General features: G+C 67.5%; 15 protein-coding genes, 2 tRNA genes and 1 riboswitch. All 17 genes read right to left on the bottom strand.

Annotation, left to right across the window (positions count from 1 at the left end):
• Positions 1-9 precede the first annotated feature (9 nt).
• The 17 genes from AC1DKN_RS14950 to AC1DKN_RS14870 all read right to left on the bottom strand — a co-directional run bounded on the left by AC1DKN_RS14950 (position 10) and on the right by AC1DKN_RS14870 (position 14,282).
• Positions 10-1,125, bottom strand: a complete 1,116-nt coding sequence (locus AC1DKN_RS14950; protein WP_476871726.1) for an NAD(P)-binding domain-containing protein — start codon at positions 1,123-1,125, stop codon at positions 10-12.
• Positions 1,126-1,145: 20 nt separating this feature from the next.
• Positions 1,146-1,505: a zinc ribbon domain-containing protein YjdM gene (locus AC1DKN_RS14945; protein ID WP_476871702.1), complete on the bottom strand. Its 360-nt coding sequence runs from the start codon at positions 1,503-1,505 to the stop codon at positions 1,146-1,148.
• An 83-nt stretch (positions 1,506-1,588) separates the two neighbouring features.
• Positions 1,589-2,386 carry an amino acid ABC transporter ATP-binding protein gene (locus AC1DKN_RS14940; RefSeq protein ID WP_476871701.1) on the bottom strand — a complete coding sequence of 266 codons (798 nt, stop codon included), beginning with the start codon at positions 2,384-2,386 and terminating at the stop codon, positions 1,589-1,591.
• Positions 2,373-3,038, bottom strand: coding sequence for an amino acid ABC transporter permease (locus AC1DKN_RS14935; protein WP_230008768.1), 666 nt, complete (start codon positions 3,036-3,038; stop codon positions 2,373-2,375). Before AC1DKN_RS14935 ends, AC1DKN_RS14940 begins: the two co-directional genes overlap by 14 nt.
• A gap of 36 nt (positions 3,039-3,074) precedes the next feature.
• The gene (locus AC1DKN_RS14930) at positions 3,075-3,896 is read right to left on the bottom strand and encodes an amino acid ABC transporter substrate-binding protein (protein WP_230008769.1); all 822 of its coding nucleotides are present in this window, start codon (positions 3,894-3,896) and stop codon (positions 3,075-3,077) included.
• 219 nt (positions 3,897-4,115) lie between these two features.
• Positions 4,116-4,191: transfer RNA gene (locus AC1DKN_RS14925), tRNA-Ala, on the bottom strand.
• A 157-nt stretch (positions 4,192-4,348) separates the two neighbouring features.
• Positions 4,349-4,421 (bottom strand) — tRNA-Ala (locus tag AC1DKN_RS14920).
• Positions 4,422-4,583: 162 nt separating this feature from the next.
• On the bottom strand, positions 4,584-4,985 hold the full coding sequence (gene rsfS / locus AC1DKN_RS14915) for a ribosome silencing factor (protein WP_018773346.1): 402 nt from the start codon (positions 4,983-4,985) through the stop codon (positions 4,584-4,586).
• A gap of 64 nt (positions 4,986-5,049) precedes the next feature.
• Positions 5,050-6,321 carry a hypothetical protein gene (locus AC1DKN_RS14910; protein WP_476871700.1) on the bottom strand — a complete coding sequence of 424 codons (1,272 nt, stop codon included), beginning with the start codon at positions 6,319-6,321 and terminating at the stop codon, positions 5,050-5,052.
• Positions 6,322-6,328: 7 nt separating this feature from the next.
• On the bottom strand, positions 6,329-7,012 hold the full coding sequence (gene nadD, locus AC1DKN_RS14905; protein WP_476850133.1) for a nicotinate-nucleotide adenylyltransferase: 684 nt from the start codon (positions 7,010-7,012) through the stop codon (positions 6,329-6,331).
• A gap of 55 nt (positions 7,013-7,067) precedes the next feature.
• The gene (locus AC1DKN_RS14900) at positions 7,068-7,307 is read right to left on the bottom strand and encodes a hypothetical protein (protein WP_230011093.1); all 240 of its coding nucleotides are present in this window, start codon (positions 7,305-7,307) and stop codon (positions 7,068-7,070) included.
• An 80-nt stretch (positions 7,308-7,387) separates the two neighbouring features.
• The gene (locus AC1DKN_RS14895) at positions 7,388-8,773 is read right to left on the bottom strand and encodes a glutamate-5-semialdehyde dehydrogenase (RefSeq protein WP_476850134.1); all 1,386 of its coding nucleotides are present in this window, start codon (positions 8,771-8,773) and stop codon (positions 7,388-7,390) included.
• A 26-nt stretch (positions 8,774-8,799) separates the two neighbouring features.
• Positions 8,800-9,987 (bottom strand): glutamate 5-kinase, encoded by a 1,188-nt coding sequence (proB, locus tag AC1DKN_RS14890; protein ID WP_476871699.1) that lies wholly within the window; start codon positions 9,985-9,987, stop codon positions 8,800-8,802.
• Positions 9,977-11,566, bottom strand: coding sequence for a GTPase ObgE (gene obgE, locus AC1DKN_RS14885; RefSeq protein WP_079555434.1), 1,590 nt, complete (start codon positions 11,564-11,566; stop codon positions 9,977-9,979). The genes proB and obgE overlap by 11 nt, the downstream gene beginning before the upstream one ends.
• A gap of 117 nt (positions 11,567-11,683) precedes the next feature.
• Positions 11,684-11,947 carry a 50S ribosomal protein L27 gene (gene rpmA / locus AC1DKN_RS14880; RefSeq protein WP_009372867.1) on the bottom strand — a complete coding sequence of 88 codons (264 nt, stop codon included), beginning with the start codon at positions 11,945-11,947 and terminating at the stop codon, positions 11,684-11,686.
• Positions 11,948-12,008: 61 nt separating this feature from the next.
• A complete protein-coding gene (gene rplU / locus AC1DKN_RS14875) occupies positions 12,009-12,317 on the bottom strand; it encodes a 50S ribosomal protein L21 (protein WP_018773353.1) in 309 nt (102 codons plus the stop codon).
• A gap of 402 nt (positions 12,318-12,719) precedes the next feature.
• Complete coding sequence (locus tag AC1DKN_RS14870) at positions 12,720-14,282, bottom strand: bifunctional hydroxymethylpyrimidine kinase/phosphomethylpyrimidine kinase (protein WP_476871725.1); 1,563 nt, start codon at positions 14,280-14,282, stop codon at positions 12,720-12,722.
• Positions 14,283-14,351: 69 nt separating this feature from the next.
• A riboswitch (TPP riboswitch) is annotated at positions 14,352-14,449 on the bottom strand.
• Positions 14,450-14,460: the final 11 nt, after the last annotated feature.

Here is a 14,460-nt window from a genome sequence, read left to right as displayed (position 1 = left end):
TCTTACGTTTTACGTTATACCGGACCGGGCCAGCAGGGTGACGATTCCGGCGACGGCGGCCCGGCCGGCCCGGTTGGCGCCGATGGTGGACGAGGAAGGCCCGTAGCCGACGAGGTGCACCCGCGGCTCGCCCGCGACCTGGGTGCCGTTCATCGCGATGCCGCCGCCGGGTCCGCGCAGGTGCAGCGGGGCGAGGTGTTCGAGTTCGGCCCGGAATCCCGTGGCCCACAGGATGACCCCGGCGGCCAGGAAGCTGCCGTCAGCCATCCGGACCCCGTCGGGTTCGATCGCGGTGAACATGGGGTGCCGGTCCAGGACACCGCGCGCGGCGGCGGCGCGCAGGGCCGGGGTCCAGATCAGGCCCGTCACGGAGACGACGCTCTGCGGCGGCAGGCCCTGGCGCACCCGCTCCTCGACCAGGGCGACGGCGTCGCGGCCGGCCTGCCGGTCGAACGCGGCCTCGCGCCAAACCGGCACCCGGCGCGTGAACCATGTGGTGGTGGTGACCTTGGAGATCTCATCGAGCAGCCCGACGGCCGAGATCCCGCCGCCGACCACGATGACGTGCTGCCCGCGGAAATCGTCGGCGGATACGTAGTCGGCGACGTGCAGCTGCCGGCCGCGGAAGCTGGCCTTGCCCGGATAGATGGGCCAGAATGGCCGGGTCCAGGTGCCGGTTGCGTTGATGAGGGCGCGGGCAGAGAACCGGCCGCGGGAGGTTGCGATGCTCAGTCGCCCGGCGGGGTCATCGTCCTCGCGGCTCACCGACTGCACTTTGACCGGCCGCTCAATCGCGAGGCCGAGGTCGTGCTCGTACCCGCCAAAATAGCGGGTGAGGAAACTGGAGCTGGCCTCGGCGGGGTCCACATCCGGCTGCGGGATTCCCGGGAGGTCGCTGATGCCGTTCACCGTGGCCATGAGCAGGCTCTTCCAGCGGTGCCGCCAGGCTCCGCCGGGCCCGTCCTCGGCATCGAGCACGATGTACGTCCCGGCCGGTGGCGGGCCGGCCGCGTCAGGGCCGGCCGGGACGAAGCCGCGGCGCTGAAGGTGGTAGGCCGCCGACAGGCCCGCCTGGCCGGCGCCGACCACGACGACGTCGGCCGCCCGCACCGTCTCCGCGGTCACGGTCACGGTCGCGTCCCCGGTCAGATCTTCTTGACGACGCTGGACTTGAGCTGCATGGGGCCCACGCCGTCCACCTTGCAGTCGATGTCGTGGTCGCCAACACCGTTGACCAGGCGGATGCCGCGGACCTTGGTGCCGACCTTGATGACGGTGGAGCTGCCCTTGATTTTCAGGTCCTTGACCACGGTGACGGTGTCGCCGTCGGCGAGGAGGTTGCCCACCGCGTCCTTGATGACGGCGGCCGCTGGGGCGTCGGCTTCTGTGTCAGTCTCCGCGGATGCGGACCATTCGTGCGCGCACTCCGGGCAGACCAGGAGCGCCCCCATTTCGTAGGTGTATTCGCTGGAGCATTCGGGGCACGGGGGCAGGGAGTCGTTCACCCGACCAAGTTTAGTCGCCGCTTGTGCCCGCCCGTGCTGACGGCCTATTTCTCGCCGCTTTTTCTCGCCGCTGGCGGGGCGCCCTAGAACGGGTTCAGCAGGCGGTCCACGAACTGCCGTGTGCGTTCCTCCCGCGGGTCCCGCAGAACGGTGTCGGGGTGGCCGCGTTCGACCACCACGCCGCCGTCCATGAAGATGACCTCGTCGGCCACCTGACGGGCGAACGCGAGCTCGTGGGTGACCACCACCATGGTCCAGCCTTCGTCCGCGAGTTCCTTGATGACGGCCAGGACCTCGCCCACGAGCTCCGGGTCCAGCGCAGAGGTGGGCTCGTCGAAGAGCAGCAGTTGCGGGCGCAGGGCGAGGGCACGCACAATGCCGACGCGCTGCTGCTGGCCGCCGGAGAGCTCGAACGGGTAGCTGTTCTCCTTGCCGGTCAGGCCGACGCGGGCCAACAGGTCCCGGGCGTCCTGGATCGCGTCCGCCTTGGGCCGCTTCTGCACCTGGACCGGGCCCTCGATCACGTTCTCCAGGACGGTCTTGTGCGGGAAGAGGTTGTAGTGCTGGAACACCATGGCACTGCGGTCGCGCAAGGCCAGCACCTGCTTCTTCGCCACCGGTGTGGCGAAGTCCACGGTCAGTTGCCCCGCGAATTCGGCGACGCCGGCGTCGGGCACTTCGAGGCCGTTCAGGCAGCGCAGGACTGTCGTTTTTCCTGATCCCGACGGCCCGATCAACGTGACCACTTCGCCGCGGCGGACTTCAAGGTCGATGGATTTGAGCACAACATGGTGGCCGAACGACTTGCGCAGGCCCGTGACGGTCAGGAGCGGCTCGTCCGGGACAGGAACGTCAGAGGGTTGCGGTTCAGTGGGCGACATAGCGGTCCAATCTCTTCTCCAGGACGGACTGTCCGCTGGCGAGAACGAGGCAGATGATCCAGTAGATCACGGCCGCCTCCAGATATAAGAGCATGAACTCCTGGCTGAAGGCCGCCACCTGCTGCGCCACGCGGAACAGTTCGGTGACGAGGATCAGCGACGCCAGCGACGTGTCCTTGACCAGGCTGATGAAGGTATTCGACAGCGGCGGAACCGATACCCGGGCGGCCTGCGGCAGGATGATCCGCACGAGCGTCTGCCGGCGCGACATTCCGATGGTGTGGCCGGCCTCCCACTGGCCCTTCGGAACCGACAGGATGGCCGCCCGGATGACCTCCGCGGCATAGCCGCCGACGTTCAGGGAAAACGCGATGATGGCGCTGGGCCAGGGGCTGATGGTGATTCCGACGGAAGGGAGCCCGTAGAAAATGACGAACAGCTGGACCAAAAGCGGGGTTCCGCGGATGACGGAGATGTAGGTCCGCGCCACCGCCGAAACCAGGCGGTTGCGGCTCAGCCGCATGAGGGCCACCACCAGAGCCAGCAGCAGGCCCAGGCTGAACGAGGCCAGCGCCAAGGGAATGGTGCCGAAGATCGCACCCGTCAGGAGCGGGCCCAGCGATGACCACACGAGTTCCCAGTTGATGCTCATGCCCGGACGCGGCGTTTCTCTGCGGCTTGCACAGGGCTACTTCGAGACGTCGGCGTCGAAGTACTTCTGGGAGATCTTCGTCAGGGTACCGTCGGCCGCCAGTTCGCCGAGGGCCTTGTTGATGGCATCGGTCAGGCTGGTGGATCCCTTGCGCAGGGTGAACGCGCTCAGCGACTTGTCGGTGGTCTCGGCGGCAATCTTGATGTCGGCGTCGTGGTCGGTCTTCTGGGAGTCCAGGTAGGTCAGCTTGTCGTTGATGGTGGCATCGACGCGGCCCTGCTTGAGCAGCGTGATTGCCTGCGCCCAGCCCTCGACGGCCTCGACGTTCGCGCCGCTCTGCTGCGCCAGCTTGTACCAGTTGCTCGTCAGGGACTGCGCCGTGGTCTTGCCCTTGAGGTCGTCAAAGGAGTGGATGCTGTCGTTGTCCGACTTCGTGACGATCACGCCGGTGCTCACCGTGTACGGGGTGGAGAAGTCGTACTTCGCCTTGCGCTCGTCGGTGATGGAAACCTGGTTGGCGACGACGTCGAACCGTTTGGCGTCGAGGCCGGCGAAGATGGCGTCGAACTGCGTCTCCTGGTAGGAGGGCTTGACGCCCAGCTTCGCGGCGACGGCGTTCATGATCTCCACGTCGTAGCCCGTCAGTTCACCGCTGCCGTTGGCGTGGAACGTGAACGGCTTGTAGGTGCCTTCCGTGCCGACCTTGAGCACGCCTGCGCTCTTGACGTCGCTGAGGGAGGTGTCCGCACCGGCTGCCGGCGCTGAGCTGGCCGGGGTGGTGGACGCCGACCCGCAGCCTGCCAGGGCGAGTCCTGCAGCGGCGATGAGGCCAATAACGGAAAGTCGTGTGCGCTTCATGATGTTCCTTAGTCGTGGAGCCGGAAATGGCCTTCCAGCTAAGCCGCAGGGCGGCTGTCTCTTAGCGACGATAGCAAGGTCCAGCTCAGGGTGGAGAGCCTAAATGACAGTTTATGACGTCCCGTCATGAGACGGTCTTGACGGATGCGACTTTCGAAGTCCCGCATAGCTGCGGAGGGTACGAAAAAGGGAACCACCGCATGGCGGTGATTCCCTTTCTGGTGGAGCTGAGGGGACTCGAACCCCTGACCCCCTGCATGCCATGCAGGTGCGCTACCAGCTGCGCCACAGCCCCTCATTTGCCTGGAAGTTTCGTCCTCCCTGAAGCAACCTGAATAGCCTAAACCACAAATCGCGTTCGCGCTAATCGGCGCGCTGACTCATGGAACAGGGGTGCGGAACGGGGCACAAAAAAATCCGCCGGAATCTTTCGATTCCGGCGGATAATCCGGTGGAGCTGAGGGGACTCGAACCCCTGACCCCCTGCATGCCATGCAGGTGCGCTACCAGCTGCGCCACAGCCCCGAATTTTCGCTGCTCCGAGCATGTCTGCCGACGTGCGATGTTCCGGTTTTTTGTCCGGATTTCTCCGAAGCAACTCAAATATCTTAGACCAGCCCTCCGGAAAATTCCAAATCGGGCATATTCGGCCCGGTTTGGCGTCCGGAGGTGGCCTGAACGCGGGCGCTACTCCGTGTCGGTGCCGGCGGTGGCCTTGGCGGAGGCGTCGTCGCCGAGTTGCAGATCGACGACGGGGCAGTCCTTCCACAGGCGCTCGAGGGCGTAGAACACGCGGTCTTCCTCGTGCTGGACGTGGATGACGACGTTGGAGTAGTCCAGCAGCACCCAACGGCCGCCGGAGCGGCCCTCGCGGCGGACGGGCTTCTGGTCAAACTTGGAGAGCTCGTCCTCGATGCCGTCCACGATCGCGTTGACCTGGCGTTCGCTCGGGGCCGAGGCAATCAGGAAGACGTCGGCCAGGGCCAGCCGTTCGCTGACGTCCAGGGCCACGATGTCCTCGGCAAGCTTCTCCGAGGCAGCGCGGGCTGCGTGGCGGGCGGTAGTGATGGATGAATCGGTTGCAGTCACGGGACTCCTTGTAGTGATGAAAAATTATGGTGATGAAAATGTGGCGCCAGTGGCGGCCTGAGACCTAGTGGGCCAGCCCGGTGACGATCAGCGTGATGCCGGCGATGAGGGCAACGATCCCCACCGCCAGGACGCCGAGCTGGAGCATGCGCAGGCGGCGCGCCCGGCCGAGTCCGGCGGTAGCGGCATCCAGGGGTTCGAGCCCGTAGGCGGCATTCGCGGCCACGGGTTCCCCGCCCACGAGTCTTTCCTCGGCCTCCCCCGCCGCGTTTGCAGCGTTTGCCGCGTTTGCAGCGTTTGCCGGCCGTGCCGTTCCGGCTTTCGCGGCTGCCTCCGCACGGGCCAGGACGCCGGCCCTGCCAGCGGCAGAGCCCGTGGCGGGACCTGCGGCCTTCTGGCGGGAGATGCCCGGCCGCCGCAGGCCGGGTTTCCGTGGCGCGTCCACGCGCGGACCCGGGTTGGTGACAACCGGAACGTACGACGTGGCAGGGCGCTTCATGACGGGCCGCTCCACGCCGGGAACCTTCTCGAATTCCAAGGGTGTGACCATGGCCAGGTTGTTGGCCGTGGTCGGATCGTTGCGGGGCGCCGCCGGCTGGCTGTTTTGTTCGGCAAGCTTCTGCTTGGCGGCGGCGCGGCGGTTCAGGATCGCGGCACGCTCGGCGAGGGCGATCTGCTCGGCCAGGACGGCCGGATCAACGGCATCCGGATCCGTGGCCGCAATGTGTTCCATCTTGGCCACTTGGTTCTTGGCCTGCTCCGCGAGGAGTTCGCGGGCGGCCAGCGCCTGCTCCAGGGTCATGCCCTCGGGCGTCGCCCCGCCCGGTCCGGCGCCGTCGGCCGCGGGAGCCTTGGGCGCAGCGGGGTCCATGGGCGCCGGGGCGGCCGCCCCAGCCGGGGCAGCCTCCTTCGGGGCGGCGCCCTTCGGGGCGGCGTCCTTCGGGGCCGGGGGAACCACCGGGGTGGCCCGGGTCCGCGGCGACACCGGGACAATGGTGTTGGCCTGGGTGGCCGGGGCAGTTTCGGTCGCCAGCTCCAAAAGCCTCAACTGGCGTCGCGTGGGCGGCCCTCCGCCGGCCAGCTGGCCTTCCTTCTCTGCGAGTTCCTTGATGGTCCGCAGCGCGGCGCGGTCCCGTGCCCGGACCTGGGAAGACCGCTCAGTGCTAGCGGGCACAGAATCAGCACGCACAGAGTCAACCGGGGCGTCGGCAACGCGACGGCTCCGGCCGGTGATTTCGGCCTCCGTCGGCTCGCCCGGGCCCGGAGTGTCCAGACGTTCATCTCTGGCCTGCCGCAATTCGCGGCGGCTGCGGATGGGAGGCTGTTCCTGACTCATGGCAAACTCATTCAGTGCTGGCTGGTTGGGTTATCTCAAAGGCTGGATCGTGCTGTGCGGGGGCAGTCCCTGCCGCGCCGTTTCCGGCGTTGGCGGTCCCGGCGTGTCCGGCTTCGAGGCGATCGGCGTCGGGGCTGGCGTGGTACAGGCCGTACTTGGCGATGTACTGGACCACCCCGTCCGGCACGAGGTACCAGACCGGGTTGCCTTCGGCCACCCTCGTGCGGCAATCCGTGGAGGAAATGGCCATGGCCGGGACCTCCAGGAGACTGACGTCTTTGCGGCCCATGCCGTCCAGGACGTGGCCCGGCCGGGTTACACCCACGAAGTGCGCGAGGGACCAGAGTTCATCGATGTCTTTCCAGGACAAAATCTGGGCCAGGGCGTCCGCGCCGGTGATGAAGAACAGATCGGCGTCCGGACGCAGGGTCCGCAGGTCACGCAGGGTGTCGATCGTGTAGGTCGGTCCCGGACGGTCCACGTCCACGCGGCTCACGGTGAAGCGCGGGTTCGAGGCCGTGGCGATGACTGTCATGAGATACCGGTGCTCGGCTTCGCTGACCTTCTTGGCCATCTTCTGCCAGGGCTGTCCGGTGGGCACAAAAACGACTTCGTCGAGGTCGAACTTGGCCGCGACCTCACTGGCCGCGACAAGGTGTCCGTGGTGGATGGGGTCGAACGTGCCGCCCATCACACCCAGACGCAGGCGGCGCTGGGCGCCGCGCTGCTTCGTGGGGGCGGAAATATTAGTGACCTTGGCCGTGATCGTGCTTGTTCGGGTGCTGGCGGTGCGGGTCCGAGTGCTCCTCGACAGCCACGTGGCGCCGTCCCAGGTTGGAGTAGGACAGGGTGATCAGCAGCAGGACCACCAGGATCGCGAACATGGTGCCGCCAATGACAAACGGCGGTGCAATGAGCGGTGCGAGTTCCTCGTGGCCCGATTCGCCGGCGGCGGCGACGAAAGTGGCGATCTGCTGCGACAGCATGTTCTCCCCTAGTGAGTTCAAAATTTGACGACGGCGGAGGTGTCCGCCGTTCCGGTCTTCCGTTCCATGTTACAGCGTTGCTAGCCCCGGATCTGGCCCTCGCCCTGCACGATCCACTTGGTCGTGGTCAGCTCGGTCAGTCCCATGGGGCCGCGGGCATGGAGTTTTTGGGTGGAAATGCCCACTTCGGCGCCGAGGCCGAGCTCGCCTCCGTCGGTGAAGCGGGTGGAGGCGTTCACGATCACGGCCGCCGAATCGACCTCGGCGATGAAGCGCTCGGCGTTGGCGAGGTCGTTGGTCAGGATCGCTTCGGTGTGGCCGGTGGACCACTTGCGGATGTGCCTGACGGCCTCGTCCAGGCTGTCCACCATGGCCACGGCCAGGTCCAGGTTCATGTATTCGGTGGCCCAGTCGTCTTCCGTGGCCGGCACGGACTGGACCGAGGCCGGCAGGGCCGCACGGATGCGCTGGTCCACGTGCAGGGTGACCCCGGCAGCCCGCAATGCGGCGGCGACCGCGGGAAGGACGGTGGACTTGGAGTGCACCAGGAGAGTTTCGACGGTGTTGCAGACGCTGGGCCGCTGGGTCTTGGCGTTGAGGAGGATGTCCACGGCCATTTCCTCGCTGGCGGAAGCGTCCAGGAAGATATGGACGTTGCCTTCACCGGTCTCGATGACCGGCACGGAGGAGTTCGTCACGACAGCCTGGATCAGCTCGCGCCCGCCGCGGGGAATGAGCACATCCACCCGGCCGCGCGCCCGCATGAGCGCGTTGGCGCCGTCGCGGCCGTATTGGTCCACGGATTGGACGGCGTCGGCGGGCAGGCCCACTGATTCCAGCGCATCCCGGAGGATGGTGATCAGGGCGGCATTGGTGGCAGCGGCGGCGGATCCGCCGCGCAGGATGACGGCGTTGCCGCTCTTGAGGGCCAGTCCGGCGATGTCGACGGTGACGTTCGGGCGGGCCTCATAGATCGCGGCCACCACGCCCATGGGTACGTTGATCTGGCGCAGGCGCAGCCCGTTGGGGAGAGTCTGGCCCCGCACCACGTTCCCGACGGGGTCGGGCAGGGTGGCGAGGTTTTCCAGTGCGGCGGCGAGGGCCGTGATGCGTGACTCGGTCAGCGTCAGGCGGTCCAGCAGGGCGGCGCTGGTGCCGGCGGCCCGGCCGGCCGCGACGTCCTTGGCGTTGGCGGCCAGGATCTGATGCTTGTGATCCACCAGCGCCTTGCCGACGGCGCGCAGGCCCCGGTCCTTCCAGGCCCGGTTGGCGCGTGCCATCCTGTGGGCGGCGTGGCGTGAGCGGTCTGCGACCGCGTGGACGGCTGCTTCGGTCTCCGTTGCCGTGCCAGGGGCCGCCGCCGGATCCGGCGCCGCGGCGAACCCTTGGGCGGGCGCGGCGTTACCGGCGGGAACGGTGCCGGCAGGCACATCAGTCACGGCAGCGGAAGTCAGGGCCTCAGTCATGCTTCCAGTTTAGGCGTCGGGGGAACCTAGACCAGCACCAGGTCGTCAACATGAACAACTTCGCGGTCATATCCGCGGCCCAGTGCCTTGCCGAGCTCATGGGTGGAGCGGCCCAGCATCTTGGGCAGCTCGGCGGCCGAATAGTTGACCAGCCCGCGGGCAATCACCGTGTTGTCCACGGACACCATCTCCACGGCGTCGCCGGCCTCGAAGTCGCCCTTCACCGCGGCGATTCCGGCCGGCAGAAGCGAGGTGCGGCGGTCGCGGACGGCCTTGACCGCGCCGTCGTCGAGCACCAGGGTGCCGCGCACGGATGCCAGGTGGGCCAGCCACAGGAGCCGGATCGGCTTGCGCGCGCCGTTGACGGAGAACCATGTGCCCACGTCCTCGCCGGCCAGCGCGGCGGCCGCATTGGCCGTGGATGTTACGAGGGCGTGGATACCCGACCCCGCGGCGATGCTGGCGGCTTCGACCTTGGTGACCATGCCGCCCGTGCCCACACCGGCCTTGCCGGTGCTGCCGATCGAGACGCCGTCGAGGTCGTGGGGGCCGGAGACGTGCGGAATCCGCTTGGCGCCGTGCGACGGCGGACCGTCGTACAGGGAGTCGACGTCGGAGAGCAGCACGAGCGCGTCGGCGCGGACCAGGTGAGCCACCAGGGCAGCGAGGCGGTCGTTGTCGCCAAAGCGGATCTCGTGGGTGGCTACGGTGTCATTTTCGTTGACCACCGGGACAACGCCGAGGTTCAGCAGCCGGTCCAGCGCGCGGAACGCGTTGGTGTGCTGGCTGCGGCGCATGAAGTCATCGGCGGTCAGCAGCACCTGGCTGACGGTAACCCCGTGCGCGCCGAAGGCGTGGGTGTAGCGGGCCATCAGCAGGCCCTGACCCACACTGGCGGCGGCCTGCTGGGTGGCGAGGTCGCGGGGGCGCTTCTCAAGGCCGAGCGGGGCGAGGCCGGCGGCGATCGCACCGGAGGACACCAGGATGATCTCCGCGCCCGCGTTGCGCTTGTGCGCCAGGGCGTCGGCGAGTCCGGTCAGGGCCTCTTCGGAGATCCCGCCCTTGATGGACGTCAGCGAGGACGAGCCGACCTTGACGACGATCCGGCGCGCCCCGGACAGCGCGGTGCGGTCCGGGGCGTTGATGGTCTGGGCCTTGAGGTCTTGAGCGCTGAGCGGCTGGGACCGGTGCTCGACGACGGCCTTACTCGTCATCGGCTTCGCCCAGTCCACTCTCCTTGAGCGGCTGCCGCGCGCGGCGGCTGCTGACGGATTCGGTCCAGATGCCGGCCTTGCGTTCGGCTTCGAGCTCGGCGCGGGCGGCGGCCTTGGCGTCGCGGCGTTCCTGCTGTTCGTCGCGCTTCTGGCCACGCGTCGGGCGGTCGCCGATGTCGGCGAAGCGCACGTCGGTGCCGCGGGGCGAGGCGAGCAGCTCAGCACCGGCCATCATGGTCGGCTCCCAGTCGAAGACGACGCCGTCGTCCTCGCCGATGACCACCATGTCGCCCGGCTTGGCGCCCTGCTTGAACAGTTCATTTTCGACGCCGAGCTTGGCCAGGCGGTCGGCGAGGTAGCCGATCGCTTCCTCGTTGGTGAAGTCTGTCTGCTTGACCCAGCGCACGGGCTTGTCGCCGAGGACGCGGAAGAGCGGCTCAAGGTTCTTTTCCTCGCGGCGGATCGTGAAGCCGGTCTCGTTGACGGCGCGGGGGCGCAGCACGGGGGCGTGTACCTTCGGCGGGGTCGCGGCGACGGCGTCGCGGGCGGCCTTTACGATTTCGGCCATGGCGAAGCCAAGCTGGCGGAGGCCTTCGTGGCTCGTCGCCGAGATTTCGAAGACCTTGTAGCCCCGGGATTCGAGCTCCGGGCGGACGAACTCGGCCATGTCCTTGCCATCCGGCAGGTCAACCTTGTTCAGGGCCACGAGGCGGGGGCGGTGGTTCAGCGGAACGACTTCGCCGTCGGACCCGCTGTAGCTCATGTCGACGGCGTACTTCTCCAGCTCGGCCTCGATGATGGCGAGGTCGGAGAGCGGATCGCGGTCCGATTCGAGCGTGCCGCAGTCCAGCACGTGCACCAGGGCGGCGCACCGCTCGACGTGGCGCAGGAAGTGGTGGCCCAGGCCCTTCCCCTCGCTGGCACCCTCGATCAGGCCGGGGACGTCGGCAATGGTGAAGCGGACTTCACCGGCCTGGACGACACCCAGGTTGGGGATGAGGGTGGTGAAGGGATAGTCCGCGATCTTGGGCCGGGCGGCGGACATTGCGGCGATCAAGCTGGACTTGCCGGCGGAGGGGAAGCCGACGAGGGCGATGTCGGCGATGGACTTCAGTTCCAGGACGACGTCGCTGGATTCGCCTTCGATGCCGAGCAGCGCGAAGCCGGGCGCGCGGCGCTTCTGGGAGGACAGCGAGGCGTTGCCGAGGCCGCCGATCCCGCCGGCGGCGGCGATGTATTCGTCGCCTTCGGCCACGAGGTCGGCGATGACTTCGCCGGACTTGGACTTCACCACGGTGCCCACCGGCACCGGAAGGATCAGGGTTTCGCCGTTTTTGCCGCCGCGCCAGTCGCCCATGCCGGGGCCGCCGTTGGTGGCGTGCCGGTGGGGCGCGTGGTGGTAGTCGAGCAGGGTGGTGGTCTGGGGGTCAACGCGCAGGATGACGTCGCCGCCGTTGCCGCCGTTGCCGCCGTCGGGACCGCCGAGGGGCTTGAACTTCTCGCGGTGGACGGAGACACAGCCGTGGCCGCCGGTACCGCCGGATACGTGCAGTACTACCCGGTCTACAAAGCTCGCCACGTGGATCTCCTCAGTGCTGTTCCCCGGACCCCCAAAGGCGCCCAAGATGATTGTAATGCGGTTAAAACACCGGTGGAGCGGACCTAATGGCCCGCCCCACCGATTTAGAACTTATTGTTACTCTGCAGCTGCAGCAGCCACGATGTTCACAACGCGGCGACCACGGCGGGTGCCGAACTCGACAGCACCGGGGGTCAGGGCGAACAGGGTGTCGTCCCCGCCGCGGCCTACGCCGGCGCCCGGGTGGAAGTGGGTGCCGCGCTGGCGGACGATGATCTCGCCTGCGGAAACTACCTGGCCACCGAAGCGCTTGACGCCGAGGTACTGGGCGTTGGAGTCACGACCGTTGCGAGTGGAACTCGCGCCTTTTTTATGTGCCATTTGAAATGCCTGCCTTCAAAAATTCTGGGGAATCTGCTGGAACCTGAACAGTAACGAAGAGTTACTTGATACCGGTGATCTTGACCTTGGTCAGTTCCTGACGGTGGCCCTGACGCTTCTTGTAACCGGTCTTGTTCTTGAACTTCTGGATGACGATCTTCGGACCACGGAGGTCTTCGAGGATCTCAGCCGTAACCGTTACCTTGGCCAGGTCCGCAGCAGCAGACGTGACTTTGTCACCGTCCACCAGGAGCAGTGCGGGCAACTCAAAGGTGCTGCCGGCTCCACCGGGGACGCGGTTCAGGGTAACGAAGTCTCCAACGGAAACCTTCTCTTGGCGGCCGCCTGCGCGGACAATCGCGTACACCACTGGGGAACTCACTTCTCTCGACGTTTATTACTAGATTTGCGTGCGGAACCAGGGGCCAAATTCTTTGGACCGGCTCACGCTGTGCCTCAACGCCGGTGGATTCCTCGGGGGAACCCATGAGCTATCCCCGGAACAAATCCATTTGGAATTCCAAGCGGACCGTTCTCAGGGTCATAACCCAAGTGTTGGCGTAAGCACCGAAGATCTAGAATACGCTAATTTTGCCTTCGGCCGCAAATGAGGCTGGTTCCGGCGGGTAGTCCGTGATAGGCGCCACAACATCTTGATGCAAAGTCCCTGCCAATGTTCTTGGCCGGGATCTTGACCATCTTGAGCTGTGTTGCCGCAACGACTTCCGGAACCGTGCCCCACCATCGTACCGGTAGTCCGGACCAGCTCGCGTCAGGCGTACAGCCGCGGCGCGTCGAAGAAGTCCACTTCGTAGCGCGATGACTGCCGGAAAGCCAGGGCCATGGCCTGCCGCTCGCTCTCCGATGCCCGCCCGGCCGCCGTGTCCGTGTACGCGATGGCCTGCCGGGTCGCGGCGGCGAAGTCCTCGTCGGCGTAGGTCCGCAGCCAGCCGGCGTAGGGGTGCTCCCCGGGGGCGCCGCCGGCCAGGAACTCCCGGTGCAGCGTGGAACCGACCTCGGCGTAGAGCCAGAAGCAGGGCAGCGCCGCCGCCACGAGGACGCCATAGCTGCCGGAGACCGAGGCGGCCAGCAGGTGGTCCACATACGCTTTCGTGACCGGGCCCAGGGTGGAGGCCGTGGGGCGGGTGCTGAGCCAGGAACGGTGCAGCTCGGATTCGACCTCCAGGCAGGTCTGCGCCGAACGGGCCCAGAACAGCTGCTCGGCCTCGGTGGGGGCAATCGCCGCGGCCCGGGCCAGGACCCGCGAGTATCCGTTGAGGTAGATGGCGTCCTGGGCGAGGTAGTACGCGAACTCGTGCTCGGGCAAGGTGCCGTCGGCCAGTCCGCGGACGAAGTCGAGGGCGTAGATCGCCTCAAGATCGCCCGCGGCTCCTGCGCGCAGGGCTGCGGCGAACTCCCCCGCCGCCGGACCCTGCCCGGCCTGGAGGTGCTGCAGGTGGTGGAAGTGGTGGACCGGGCCGGTGCCGGAGCCGACGTCCAGGGCCGAGGCTCCGCGGAGCGCGCCCAGCAGCCACGGCTTGACTTCCCGCAGCGCCGCTTCCCAGTCCCCCACCCTGGCCTGCACGGTGGCCATGGCCGAGGACAGGGAGCAGCCGGTGCCGTGGCTGTTGCGCGTCGCGATCCGCTCCCCCGGCACCACCACCGTTTCCTGGCCGAGCAGGCCGCCGGTGTTGACCAGCGCATCCGGGCAGCCGGTGCCGGCGCCGTGGCCGTCGACGTCGTGGGCATCGGCGTCGTGGGCATCGGCGTCGTGGGCATGCCCGTCCCCCGGCCCGGCGCCCTGGAGGTGTCCGCCCTTAACCAGGACGGTGGTGCCGGTCAGGGCGGCCAGCCGCTTGCCCTGCGCCAGGGCCTCGGACCACTCGGCAGCGACGGGTTCCTTGAGCAGGATGGCGAGTTCGGCGAGGTTGGGCGTGATGAGGTCCGCCAGCGGCAGGAGGGCCTGCAGGGCGGCCTCGGCCGATTCCTGCAGGAGCCGGTCACCGCTGGTGGCGACCATCACCGGGTCCAGGACCACGACGGCGGGGCGCACCTTTTCCAGCCAGCCGCGGACGGCGTCGATCACGGCGGCGTCACCGAGCATGCCGATCTTGACGGCGTCGATGCCGATGTCGTCGCTGATGGCGTCCAGCTGCGCCGTGAGGAACGCCGCCGGGGGGACGTGGACGGCGCGCACGCCCTGCGTGTTCTGCGCTGTCAGGGCGGTGATGGCGGCCATGCCGTAGCCGCCGTTCGCCGCGATGCTCTTCAGGTCGGCCTGGATTCCGGCCCCGCCGGAGGGATCGGAGCCGGCGATGGCCAGCACGCGGGGAATGCGCGGCGGGGCCGGCAGAGACTCGTTGTGCAGAAAATTGGGCGGGAGGAACTCGGACGGATTCGATTTCGCGGACAAGGAAGACATCCCTTCGCCGGTGCTAACCGGACAGGTTCAACGGGTCTGGATCTCAGCCGGCCCGATGCCCGGCACCCCGTGTCAGTGTTCCAGCCTAGCC

This window comes from Arthrobacter sp. 01N444 (genome assembly GCF_056399305.1).
This window is presented reverse-complemented; position numbering and strand designations above follow the sequence as displayed.

Bases quoted from the DNA above. Each gene is read 5' to 3' on its own strand.
- AC1DKN_RS14940 (WP_476871701.1), bottom strand. From the start codon at position 2,386: ATGTCGCCCACTGAACCGCAACCCTCTGACGTTCCTGTCCCGGACGAG.
- AC1DKN_RS14935 (WP_230008768.1), bottom strand. From the start codon at position 3,038: ATGAGCATCAACTGGGAACTCGTGTGGTCATCGCTGGGCCCGCTCCTG.
- AC1DKN_RS14930 (WP_230008769.1), bottom strand. From the start codon at position 3,896: ATGAAGCGCACACGACTTTCCGTTATTGGCCTCATCGCCGCTGCAGGA.
- AC1DKN_RS14910 (WP_476871700.1), bottom strand. From the start codon at position 6,321: ATGAGTCAGGAACAGCCTCCCATCCGCAGCCGCCGCGAATTGCGGCAG.
- nadD (WP_476850133.1), bottom strand. From the start codon at position 7,012: ATGGGCGGCACGTTCGACCCCATCCACCACGGACACCTTGTCGCGGCC.
- AC1DKN_RS14900 (WP_230011093.1), bottom strand. From the start codon at position 7,307: ATGCTGTCGCAGCAGATCGCCACTTTCGTCGCCGCCGCCGGCGAATCG.
- AC1DKN_RS14895 (WP_476850134.1), bottom strand. From the start codon at position 8,773: ATGACTGAGGCCCTGACTTCCGCTGCCGTGACTGATGTGCCTGCCGGC.
- proB (WP_476871699.1), bottom strand. From the start codon at position 9,987: ATGACGAGTAAGGCCGTCGTCGAGCACCGGTCCCAGCCGCTCAGCGCT.
- rpmA (WP_009372867.1), bottom strand. From the start codon at position 11,947: ATGGCACATAAAAAAGGCGCGAGTTCCACTCGCAACGGTCGTGACTCC.